Raw genomic sequence first — 11,374 nt, forward strand, 5'->3', positions numbered from 1 at the left:
CGTTACGTGGTGGGTAGCGAGGGGGCGCGGCGGGCCGCCGTGGCAACCTCGACTCCGCGAGCCACTTTCAGCAGTCGGCCCTCGTCGTACGGCACCGACATGAGCTCGATTCCGACGGGCAGGCCACTATCGGTGAATCCCGCCGGCACCGTAATCGCTGGGAAGTAGAGCTGCGAAGCGATGACCGTATTGGTCGGGTATGTCAGGCACGTCCACCGGTCGGAGTAGACGTCTTCGTGCGTTGGGGCTGGCAACTTGGTGTCGGGGAAGACGATCGCGTCGAGTTCGTGCTCGGCCACTATCGCGAGCACCGAACGTTGGAACTCGCCCTGCGCAAGCGTGCGGTCGAGGTAATCCGGGTCGTCCTTCATCGACTTGGGTCCGGTAGCAATGCCTTCGAAAAGGTCAAGCTTCGGGTGGAACTTGCCTGCCTCGTAGAGGGCATCAATGCTGGTCACGCCAAGCTCAGGACGCGCCGCGATGAAGGCATTCATATCTTGCAACGAGCGAGAAAAGTACAGCGACGTGAAGCCCACCATCTCCATGAGGCGAGGAATTGTGACCTCAACGAGCGTTGCACCTGCGGCCACGAAACGGGACAGCGCCGCCTCGATGACGGCGTTGACCGCGGCACCCTCGGGGTCTGATGAGTCGGCGAAGGCCTCCCGCAGCACGCCGATGCGCTTGCCTGCGAGTGTCGCGTTCTCAAGCCCGTCCGTGTATGAGCCCGCGTGCCGCGCGATGGCCACGACCGAGGTGTAGTCGTCGTCGGCGTCGAAGCCCACGAGCGCGTCGAGAAGCTTGGCTGAGTCCATAACTGTCCGGGTCATCGGGCCGGAAGTGTCCTGCGGCACGACGAGCGACGACATGCCCGTGCGGCTGATAAGACCCGGGGTGACGCGCACTCCGACCAGGTTGCAGAACGAGGCGGGAAGGCGGATCGAGCCGCCGGTGTCTTCGCCGATGCCGACGAGGCCGAGGTTGGCGGCTACGGCCGCAGCCGATCCACTGCTCGAACCACCCGGATCGCGCGAAAGGTCATAGGGGTTCTTAGTGACCTCACTCTTCGAGGAAGTTGAGAACCATGAGGTGGCGAAGTCAGGCATCGTCGTTTTGGCGAGGATGATCGCACCCGATGCCTTGAGGCGGGCGATCGCGCTCGCGTCCTTCGCGGGCAGATAGTCGCCGGTTGCCGCACTGCCGAAGGTCGTGATGATGCCAGCGGTTTCGACTTGGTCCTTGACTACGATTGGCACACCATGAAGTGAACCACTGAGTTCCCCACTTGCGGCAAACGCGGCGTCGAGGGCGTCTGCCTCTGCCAGCGCGGTGCTGGACACCGTGATGATCGAGTTCAGCGAAGCGCCCGCGCGGTCGACGGTCTCGATGCGGTCGAGATAAGCCTGGACGACCTCTCGAGTGGTAAAGGCTCCCGTGCGGTAGCCCTCCTGGATGCTCGCAATCGTGGCTTCCTCTATAGGGATGTGATGCGTCATGACTTTCTCCTTAGTGGGTTGTGCGGGGTGGCGAAGGCTCGGATGTGCGGCGTCGAGGGAACATCGAACGCCAGTCGACGGTCGCGAGAGCCGCGATGATGATGAGTCCCTTGATGACGTTCTGGTAATAAGCGTCGATGTCGAGCAGGTTGAAACCGTTCTGGAGAGTAGCGAGAATGCCGACACCGACAGCGGTTCGCCAGATGGCACCCTTGCCGCCGCCGAGCACAGTGCCGCCGACGATGACAACGGTGAGTACATCGAAAACGAGGTTCGCCCCCAGGCTGGCCTGCGCCGAACTGAGCTGCGATGCCGTGATGATGCCGGCAATGCCTGCCGATATACCAGCTATCACATATGTGCTCGCCACAACCGGTCCGGTGCGGATACCTGCTAAGCGTGACGCTTCCGCGTTGCCGCCGACGGCATATATCGACTGACCATATGCCGTGTAGGCCAGCACGAGCCCACCGATGATGAACAGCACGATCATGAGTACTCCCGAGTACGGAATGCCTGCCAGCCGATCACGCCCGAGCGTCGTGAACGGCGCGAAACTGACGACGAATGCCTTGTTGCCAGTGATAATCAGCGTGACGCCGGCGATGACGAGCGAGCTGCCCAGTGTGGCAATGAACGGATTCACGCGCAGTGCTGTGACGATGACGCCGTTGAAAAGACCGACTACCGCCCCGACAATGATTGCGGATGCGAAAGCCACGATGGGTGACTGCACTTGTCCCACAGCGGCGGCGACAACAGCGCATAGCGCGTAAGTGGCTCCAATCGACAAGTCGAACCCGCCCGTGATCACGACGTAGGTCATACCGATACCCATGATCGCGACGGGAGCCCACTGGCTGAGGATGTTCATCTGGTTTGGCAGCGTCAGAAACGTCGGCTGGGCGACGCCGATAACAGCGACGAGCACGATGAGGGCAACGACAACCCCGAATTGACGAAGGGTGCCCGTGATGTGCGACAAAAGGATCATGAGGCGTCTTCCCGGTGAGAGGTGGCGGGGGTCGGTTCGGCCGTCACCGTGCCCCCTGAGAACGACCACGTCAATACGTCACGGGTAGAGGAACCGGCCGGAAGCTCTGTGACGACTCGTCCGCCAGCAACAACGAGAATCCGGTCGCTGTGCTCGACGACCTCGTCGATTTCGCTACTCGACCAGAGGATCGCGAGCCCGTTGTCGGCAAGCGCACGCATAGTTTCGAAGATCTGAGCCTTGGCTCCGATGTCGATGCCGCGGGTCGGCTCATCGAGCAGGATGACGTCGACGGGCCTCGCGAGTAGGCGAGCGAGAACGAGTTTCTGTTGGTTGCCGCCAGAGAGAGTTCCCGCCGGGGCCGAGAGGCGATCTGGCGCGAACGCCACACGATCGCTCGACGGCCGCGCCCACGCCGTGAGGCGGGGAAGGCGAACGGTAAAGGCACCGGCCGCACGAGCAAACCAGCCGAGACCAATATTCCAAGCCGAGGGCTGGCCGAGCACGAGGCCTTGGCGCTTGCGGTCCTCCGGGGCCAGCGCGATGCCCGCGCGCCAAGCGGCGTGCGGCGAACGAGGCCAGTCCACCGAATATCCGTCACGGGTCATGCTCCCCGAACTGAGGGGTAGGTCGCCGATGACGGTGCGCAGCAGTCGTGAACGGCCCGACCCGACGAGGCCGGCTATGCCGACGATCTCGCCGTGTCGCAAATCGAAATGATCGAGGGCAACGCCGGGGGCGTGCAGCTCATCGATGGTGAGCGCGGATGCTCCTCTCTCGCCGCGCGCAGCGCGGGTGCCGTGGCCAGAGAGCGAGACGCCGCCGAGCATCGCCTCGATGAGCGTGCCAGTGGTCCACTCAGATGCGGGGCGGGAGACGACGACCGCGCCTTCGCGGAGAACTGTGACTCGATCGCAGACGTCGAGTACAGCGTCCAGGTCGTGCGAGACGTAGATGATCGAATGGCCGGAGCTCTTGAGATCAGTGATGATGCGATGCAGCCGCTCGATGTCTTCGGGCCCGAGCGATGCTGTGGGCTCGTCCATGATGACCAACCGGCGATTACTGACGAGGGCCCTCATGATCTCTAGCTGTTGCTGCTGCGCGGTCGAGAGGTCGCCGGCCCGAGCCCGTGCCGGCACGGAGCAAGCAACGCGAGCGGCGACGGTTTTGTAGGTGCTATGGAGTGCTGCGCGATTGACGACGCCGCCGACCGTAGGCATACGTCCCAGCATGACGTTCGCGACGGCCGACATTTCAGGAACGATCGTGAGTTCCTGGTAGATCATGGCGACTCCGGCGTTGGCCGCCTGGCGGGGGTCTCCCCCCGCCAGGACTGTGCCGCGCACCTCGAGGCGGCCGCCATCGAAGGCGATCGCTCCAGCGACCGCCTTCATGAGTGTCGACTTCCCCGCCCCGTTCTCGCCCACGAGCCCATGAACCTCACCTTCGAGCACCGTCAGTGACACGTCGCGGAGCGCCGCAACACCGGGATAGTTCTTGCTGAGACCATCGACGCGCAAGGCGACGGACGGGGTGGTGGTCGACATGGCTATTAGTACTCGGGGGTGAAGAGTGCCGCGTTGTCGCTCGTGATGAAGAGCGAACCCGGCCCGTCGAGAACGACTGGCGATTCAGCGAGGTATGTGAAGCCCTCGATAATCTCACCGGTATCGATCGCGTGCGCGAGTTGCACGACTCCGTAGAACGACTCTTCATAGGGCAGCAGGATCGACGTGGAGTTCCAGTCGCCCGCCAGCACCGACGCGGTGCCAGCCTCGGTACCACCAACGCTGTAGATGCGAACGTCGGTGCCGGGGGTCATGCCCGCGGCGCGGATAGCCTCTTCGACGCCACGCGTCATGTCGTCCCACGACGACACGACGAGTGAGGCGTTCGGGTTGGCACTCAAAGCGTCCTGCACAACGGAGAGCGCCGCGGCGGGGTCAAAATTGCCCGGTTGGTCAGAGACCAGTGTCACGTTCGGATACTTGACGAGAGCCCGCTGAATAGCGTTTTCCCAACGTGTGAACAGGTCGCTGCCGATGAAGCCGCCGACAGCAATCGCTTCACACTCGCCATCGCAGGAGGCGAAAGCGTTCTCGATGTGCTCAAGGAAAAACGACTCGGTCTGCATCGCGACGAAGCCCACAGTGCCGTCAGTGTAGTCAGCGTCGCCGCACATCGGGCTGTTGATCGTTGCGATCGGCTTGCCGGTGGCCTGCAGCAATTCGAAGCTCGCGCAGCCTGGGGCGTCGGCGACCGGTGCGAACACGTAACCGTCGAAGTCGAGCAGGATTGCGTCCTGCACTTGAGCAAGTTGGGCGGCGGGGTCGAACCCGGCGTCGAAGAGAGTGATCTCTGCGCCCGCTTTGGCAGCGGCATCCTGAGCACCCTGCCAGCGAGATTGGCAGAAAGTATTCTGGGTTCCGCACTCCACGATGTAGGCCAGCGATGCGCCGTCGAGTTTGGGGATGCCGGCGTCGATGATGTCGAGCGTCTGCTGCATGGCCGTGCTGCTGGACTGGGCGTCCTGCGGGGCAGCGGATTCTGCGGAGGGGGCGGTGGGTGCTGCGCAGCCGGCGAGGAGCAGTGCTGCTGCCCCGATCGCCGAGACTGCGGCCAGTCGTCGATTGTCCACTGTGAGTACTCCTAGACTGTAGATGGTTGTCTAACACTGAATGTCGTACATTGAACATTGTTAGTTCCACATATTGCGCTCTCGTGTGCAGTATGTAAAGACTGTGTTTCGGATCAGGTAAGGAGCACTCATGAATCGGGCCGAATTCGTTCCCGAAGAGCTGTCGCGCAAGGACGCCTCCGGCCAAATAGCTCGTCAATTACGGCTCGCCATCTCCAGCGGCGTGTGGGAGCCCGGCGAGCGCCTGCCCACCGAGCAGGAGCTTGGCGAGACCTTCGATGTCGCTCGCGCCACGGCGCGTGAAGCCCTCAAGCTGCTTTCTGCCACCGGGCTTGTAACCTCAACGCGCGGCGGTGCTGGCGGTACCTACGTCACGGTTCCCGACTCGGAAGACGTCGCTGGGCAGCTCAGTGATGCGATTCGGCTTTGGTACCGCGTTGGCAATGTTTCAGTGGCCGATGTCGACGAGGCGCGCTGGGTTCTCGAGACGCACATCGTCGACTTGGCTGCTCAGCGCCGGTCAGTCGATGACCTCGAGGCGATCCGTCGACCCGTCGAGGCCGCGAGTGACTTTGATATGGACATCGCCGACTGGCTCGACCTCGACCTTGAATTCCATTCGGCCGTCACCAGGGCTGCGAAGAACAAGATCCTTGAGCTCGCAATGAGTGCCGTGCACCAGAGCCGACCGGCAACGAACACGGTCTTTGTCGAGTTTCTCGATCGCGAAGTCGTGATGAAGCAGCATGAGGCCATCTACCTTGCGATCGCTGCGAGCGACCCGGCGGCCGCCATGGCGGCACTCCACTCGCACGTCGGCTATCTCGATAAGGTGCGCCGCGAAGCCCTCAACGACAGGAAGGGCGAAGACGTCGTCGTCGCCTCGCTGCCGACCGTTCGCTCGGGACAGTCGCGATCGTCGCCCGCACGCTAGTCGAATGCCCCCAAAAAAAGAGTCCGAACCCAAGTCGGAAGCGCTCGCGACCGCGCTGAGACCAGCGCTCTTGGCCGCCGTGCGGTTCATCGGCGGCAGCGCTTAGTCTGCAGTCACAGCACGAAGAGCATGCCGCCGCTGACCTCCGTGCAGCACTGATGGTGACGCACTGGGTGCTCATGATCCTGGGCGTCGGCCTCCAGACGTCAGGCGTCTCGAGGGGGTCCGCGTCACCCCTCCGGGAACTGACCACGTGAGTCCACAATGACAGGGCAACCTTTTGAAGCCCCGGTCGGAGATCGTCGGGAGTGTCGTCTCTCCGAGCTGACGACCGCCCGCCCCACCGAAACCGGCCTCAACGCCTACCTAACGAGCGCGAAACGGGGCACCTCAGCGCCGACCACCGCACTGGGCCAGAGAACATCATGACAAACTCGGGGTGATCTTGGAGTGACCACTGTCATCCACGACAGCAGGTATGCCTGTATCCACGATTGAGAACTTGGTATTCGGAGTGATTCCCGCGATCCTTCCCGTCGCCCCTGGTAGCGAGGACGTGCGTGACGTGGCAGCTGCTCATATCGCCCAGTTCTTGCGAGAAGGAGGTGATGGACGCCCACGCGGCTTATGCCCTGCTCGATCTTTCGCATCGGGCGAATCCTCAGTATCGAACTGCGCGCGAATCGTAAAGGCGATCGTCGATGGCGAGAAAGACCTGCCTAGCTCTGCTTTCTGAGCTTCCGTGCCGGGACTGAGAATTCGGCCTCGGCCTCGGGCTTGTTCCACACCTTGATGATCGCCCAGGCCACTGCCGCGATCGGCACCGACAGCACGGCACCGATGATTCCGCCGACGATCGTGCCCGCCGTCAGGGCGAGCAGGATCACGAGCGGGTGCAGCTTCAGCGACTGGGCCATCACGACCGGCTGGAGGAAGTTTCCCTCGAGCTGGTTCACCGCCACCACGATGATGATCACGATCAGGGCGGTGAAGGGGTCGTTGGCAACCAGCGCAATCAGGGCGGCGAGCGCTCCGGCCACGGTGGCTCCCACGATGGGGATGAAGGCGAACAGGAAGACGATGACCGCCAGCGGCAGGGCCAGCGGCACCTGGAGGATGGCGAGCCCGATGCCGATGGCCGTGGCATCCACGAGCGCGACGATCGCCGTGCCCCGGATGTAGCCACCGAGGGTCCTGACGGCGGTGCGGCCGACGCGGCGACCGCGCTCGAGCTGGTGGCCGCGGAAGGGTCGCAGGAAGAATTCCCAGATCACGTCGCCGTCTTTGAGGAAGAAGAACAGGATGACGACCATGAGGACGGCCCCGGTGATGAGTTCACCCGCTACTGTCACGCCCGCCACGGCACCCGAGCCGAACTGGGCGCTCGTGATGAAGTCGACGATGCTGTTGCGCACCGAGTCGATCTGGGCGGGGTCGATGGCGATCGGGCCATTTTCGATGAAGTTCTGGATGGTATCGATGCCCTGGGTCGCCGACTCGGCAAGGGTGTCCCACTGGTTCTGCACGGCAGTGACGATGAGAAGGACGATGCCTCCGAACACGGCAATCGCGGCGACAAGCGTGATCCAGGTCGCGAGGATGGGGGACACGCCTCGCTTCCGCATGGCCTTCAGCACGGGGCTTGCGGCCGACGCGAGAATCAGGGCTATCAGCAGCGGGATGACCACCAGTTTGAGCTGGACGAGTGCGAACACACCGGCAATGGCAAGGATCAGGATGACGATGATCTGGCCGCTGCGCAGGCTGGCGGCTCCGAGCCGATCGGTCATCATGCTGCGGAGGGTGGGTCGCGTCTCTGGCGCGGCCTGGGCTCGAGTCTTTTTCGTGAACACCCCACCACTCTATTCAGGTGACGGATCTGCTCCGGGAGGCTTGACAGATTCGCCCATCAGGAACTCGATCGCAGCGGCGCGGAATTCGCGCGAGGTGGGAGCGTTGAAGTGGTTGCGACCGGGGATCTCGAAGAACGTGCCGTGCGGTGAGGCAGCGCACAGGGCCCGAGACTTCTCGATGATGCGATCATCGGTGCCCGTGGCGAAGAGCAGCGGCTGGCTCGGCGCATTCGCGACTGTCGGTTGCTCGCCGTCGCGCATCCCCTCGACGAGCGAGATCAGGGCCGACAGGTCGTTGTTCGGGATGCCGGCCGCCATGCTCACGTAGGTTGCCGTGAGCCGGTCATCCGGCAACTCACCGCTGTCGATGAACCGTCGAGCCTGCTCGAGGTCGAAGCGGGTCAACGGGTCGCCGTCGGGGATTCCGCCGAGTACGGCCGTGGAGATGCGCTCGGGGTACTCGCGGGCGGCCTTCCAACCGACCCTGGCTCCCAGAGAGTATCCGACGTACTGCACGTCGTCGATCAGGAACGTGTCGAGCACGGTCAGCACGTCGTCGGCGAGGGTCTGCATCGTGTAGCTGGCGGGATCGTGGGGTTTGTCGCTGGCACCGTGACCGCGCTGGTCGATAGCGATGACGTGGGAGCCGGCCCGCACCAGGTCGCGTACCCACCCGGTGAGGTTCCAGTTGCCCAGGGCGCTCGAGGCGAAGCCGTGCACGAGCATCACGGTGGATGCATCGGGGTCGCCGAATTCGTAGGTCGCGATGGCCACGCCATCCGCCGACATCACCCGCCGGGGCTCGGGAACTGCGGAGTTGTGCATCCCGACATTCTCGCAGCGCTGACCCCAGCGGTCCTCAGCACGAGCCCGCCGCGCCGCACTGATGTCAGTTCGCACTGATGTCAGTCGGAACTGACATCGCGTGTGCGCAGGGTGCTCGGCTCGTGAGCCTCGGCGCGAGTGTTCCGCTTTCGCGGGTGGGACGGCCGTCGAGGTCACACAAGCGGAACACTCGGCGGTCGGGGCGGCATCGGCCCGACCAGCGAGGGCTAGCGGCGCCCCTCAGGAGACGTATTGCCTCAGGAGACGTGCTGTGTCAGGAGACGTACTGCCTGAGGTGCTGGGCGGTGAGCGTGTCGGAATGGGCGACAAGGTCGGCGGGCGTCCCCTCGAACACGACCCGTCCGCCATCCTGCCCAGCTCCCGGCCCGATGTCGACGATCCAGTCTGCGTGCGCCATGACAGCCTGGTGGTGCTCGATCACGATGACGGTCTTGCCCGAATCGACGAGGCGGTCGAAGAGAGCGAGCATGTGCTCGACATCGGCGAGGTGCAGACCGGTGGTCGGTTCATCCAGCACATAGATCCCGCCTTTATCGGCCATGCTGATCGCGAGCTTGAGCCGCTGTCGCTCGCCACCGGACAGGGTGGTGAGTGGTTGACCCAGGGAGATGTATCCCAGCCCCACATCGACCATCCGTTCGAGAATGGCGTGCGCCGGACCCGAACCGAAGAAGTCACGAGCGTCGAGCGTCGACATGGCGAGCACCTCGGCGATGTTCTTGCCGTTGAGCCGATACTCGAGCACAGTGGCCTGGAACCTCTTGCCCTCACAGACCTCGCACACCGTGGCGACACCGGCCATCATGGCGAGATCCGAGTAGATGACCCCGTTGCCGTTGCAATTGGGGCAGGCTCCCTCCGAGTTGGCGCTGAAGAGAGCAGGCTTGACCCCATTCGCTTTCGCGAAGGCGGTGCGGATCGGGTCGAGCAGACCGGTGTAGGTCGCGGGGTTGCTGCGTCGAGAGCCGCGGATCGCGGTCTGGTCGACCCTGACGACGTTGCTTCCCTTCGGAATCGACCCATGGATGAGTGAGCTCTTGCCTGAGCCTGCCACTCCCGTGACGACGGTCAGAATCCCCAGTGGAATGTCGACATCGACGTTCTTCAGGTTGTGGCGCGTCGCGCCCCTGATCTCGAGCGCACCGGTGGAGGTGCGTGCTGATGCGCGCAGCGCCGCCCGGTCTCCGAAGTGGCGGCCCGTCAGTGTGTCGCTCGAGCGCAGCTCGGCAACCGAACCTTCGAACTGGATGGTGCCGCCGTCGGATCCCGCGCGTGGTCCGAGGTCGACGACGTGGTCGGCGATCGCGATCGTCTCGGGTTTGTGCTCGACCACGAGCACCGTATTGCCCTTGTCTCGCAGGCGCAGCAGCAGTTCGTTCATCCGCTGGATGTCGTGCGGGTGCAGCCCGATGGTCGGCTCGTCGAAGACGTAGGTCACGTCGGTCAGTGCGGAGCCGAGGTGGCGGATCATCTTGGTGCGCTGCGCCTCCCCGCCCGAGAGTGTTCCGGCCGGCCGCTCGAGCGACAGGTAGCCCAGGCCGATGTGCACGAACGAGTCGAGAGTTTCCTGCAGCGTCGTCAGCAGTGGCGCCATCGACGGCTCGTCCAGACCGCGCACCCACTCGGCGAGGTCGCTGATCTGCAGGGAGCAGGCGTCCGCGATGCTGATGCCGCGGATGCGGGACGACCTCGCGCCCTCGTTCAGCCGGGTGCCTCCGCAGTCCGGGCAGGCGCTGAACGTGACGGCGCGGTCGATGAACGCGCGCACGTGAGGCTGCACCGAGTCTTTGTCTTTGGACAGGATGCTCTTCTGCACCTTGGGGACGAGCCCTTCGAACGTTAGGTTCATGTTGTTGATAGCAACCTTCACCGGCTCTTTATACAGAAAGTCCTGGCGCTGCTGGGCGGTGAAATCCCGGATGGGGACATCGCCAGGCACCATTCCCGACTCAGTGAAAACGCGCACCATCCATCCGTCCGCGCTGTAGCCGGGGATGGTGAGCGCACCGTCGCCCAGCGACTTGCTGTCGTCGAAGAGTTCGTCGAGGTCGATGTCCGTCACGTGCCCGAGCCCTTCGCATCGGGGACACATTCCGCCGGTAATCGAGAAATCCCGTCGGGCCGCGGTGCCGGGGCTGGATGCCCGTTCCACGGTGATGGCGCCCGCACCGTGGGCGGATGCGACGTTGAACGAGAAGGCCTGGGGCGAGCCGATGTGCGGTTCGCCCAGCCTGCTGAACAGGATGCGCAACATCGCGTTGGCATCGGTCGCTGTGCCGACCGTCGAGCGTGAGTTGGACCCCATCCGCTCCTGGTCGACGATGATGGCCGTCGTGAGCCCACTCAGCAGGTCGACCTCGGGCCTGCCCATGCTCGGCATGAACCCCTGAACGAACGAGCTGTAGGTTTCGTTGATGAGCCGCTGTGACTCGGCCGCGATGGTGCCGAACACGAGGGAGGACTTGCCGGAGCCCGAGACCCCGGTGAAGACCGTCAGCCTGCGTTTGGGGATGTCGAGCGACACGTTCCTGAGGTTGTTCTCGCGGGCACCGCGCACGCGGATGAGATCATGGGAGTCGGCCGCCGAAAGCTCAGTGTTCATGGCAAAAC

At 63.8% G+C, this 11,374-nt stretch carries 8 protein-coding genes; 1 reads left to right on the plus strand and 7 read right to left on the minus strand.

Annotated elements, in window-relative coordinates:
• Positions 1 to 2: 2 nt before the first annotated feature.
• The 4 genes from IWX81_RS00750 to IWX81_RS00765 are packed head-to-tail and all read right to left on the minus strand — an operon-like array spanning position 3 to position 5,131.
• On the minus strand, positions 3 to 1,496 hold the full coding sequence (locus tag IWX81_RS00750) for an amidase (protein ID WP_199279385.1): 1,494 nt from the start codon (positions 1,494 to 1,496) through the stop codon (positions 3 to 5).
• Between the two features lie 10 nt (positions 1,497 to 1,506).
• Complete coding sequence (locus tag IWX81_RS00755) at positions 1,507 to 2,490, minus strand: ABC transporter permease (protein ID WP_199279386.1); 984 nt, start codon at positions 2,488 to 2,490, stop codon at positions 1,507 to 1,509.
• Positions 2,487 to 4,040, minus strand: coding sequence for a sugar ABC transporter ATP-binding protein (locus IWX81_RS00760; RefSeq protein WP_199279387.1), 1,554 nt, complete (start codon positions 4,038 to 4,040; stop codon positions 2,487 to 2,489). The genes IWX81_RS00755 and IWX81_RS00760 overlap by 4 nt, the downstream gene beginning before the upstream one ends.
• A gap of 5 nt (positions 4,041 to 4,045) precedes the next feature.
• Positions 4,046 to 5,131: a sugar ABC transporter substrate-binding protein gene (locus tag IWX81_RS00765; protein WP_199279388.1), complete on the minus strand. Its 1,086-nt coding sequence runs from the start codon at positions 5,129 to 5,131 to the stop codon at positions 4,046 to 4,048.
• A 130-nt stretch (positions 5,132 to 5,261) separates the two neighbouring features.
• Here IWX81_RS00765 and IWX81_RS00770 point away from each other — a divergent pair, with 130 nt between their 5' ends.
• Positions 5,262 to 6,065: a FadR/GntR family transcriptional regulator gene (locus IWX81_RS00770; RefSeq protein WP_199279389.1), complete on the plus strand. Its 804-nt coding sequence runs from the start codon at positions 5,262 to 5,264 to the stop codon at positions 6,063 to 6,065.
• Between the two features lie 719 nt (positions 6,066 to 6,784).
• On the opposite strand, the gene IWX81_RS00775 is transcribed toward IWX81_RS00770, so the two are convergent.
• From IWX81_RS00775 to IWX81_RS00785, 3 genes are all read right to left on the minus strand, one after another.
• Complete coding sequence (locus IWX81_RS00775; protein WP_334592517.1) at positions 6,785 to 7,918, minus strand: AI-2E family transporter; 1,134 nt, start codon at positions 7,916 to 7,918, stop codon at positions 6,785 to 6,787.
• Positions 7,919 to 7,927: 9 nt separating this feature from the next.
• On the minus strand, positions 7,928 to 8,743 hold the full coding sequence (locus tag IWX81_RS00780) for an alpha/beta fold hydrolase (protein ID WP_199279390.1): 816 nt from the start codon (positions 8,741 to 8,743) through the stop codon (positions 7,928 to 7,930).
• Positions 8,744 to 9,017: 274 nt separating this feature from the next.
• Positions 9,018 to 11,366 carry an ATP-binding cassette domain-containing protein gene (locus tag IWX81_RS00785; RefSeq protein WP_199279391.1) on the minus strand — a complete coding sequence of 783 codons (2,349 nt, stop codon included), beginning with the start codon at positions 11,364 to 11,366 and terminating at the stop codon, positions 9,018 to 9,020.
• Positions 11,367 to 11,374 lie beyond the last annotated feature (8 nt).

This window comes from Salinibacterium sp. CAN_S4 (assembly GCF_015752305.1).
Lineage (GTDB): Bacteria > Actinomycetota > Actinomycetes > Actinomycetales > Microbacteriaceae > Rhodoglobus.

Excerpts from the sequence above, each read along its gene's own strand:
- IWX81_RS00780 (WP_199279390.1), bottom strand. The coding sequence starts at position 8,743 with ATGCACAACTCCGCAGTTCCCGAGCCCCGGCGGGTGATGTCGGCGGAT.
- IWX81_RS00785 (WP_199279391.1), bottom strand. The coding sequence starts at position 11,366 with ATGAACACTGAGCTTTCGGCGGCCGACTCCCATGATCTCATCCGCGTG.
- IWX81_RS00770 (WP_199279389.1), top strand. The coding sequence starts at position 5,262 with ATGAATCGGGCCGAATTCGTTCCCGAAGAGCTGTCGCGCAAGGACGCC.
- IWX81_RS00760 (WP_199279387.1), bottom strand. The coding sequence starts at position 4,040 with ATGTCGACCACCACCCCGTCCGTCGCCTTGCGCGTCGATGGTCTCAGC.
- IWX81_RS00750 (WP_199279385.1), bottom strand. The coding sequence starts at position 1,496 with ATGACGCATCACATCCCTATAGAGGAAGCCACGATTGCGAGCATCCAG.
- IWX81_RS00755 (WP_199279386.1), bottom strand. The coding sequence starts at position 2,490 with ATGATCCTTTTGTCGCACATCACGGGCACCCTTCGTCAATTCGGGGTT.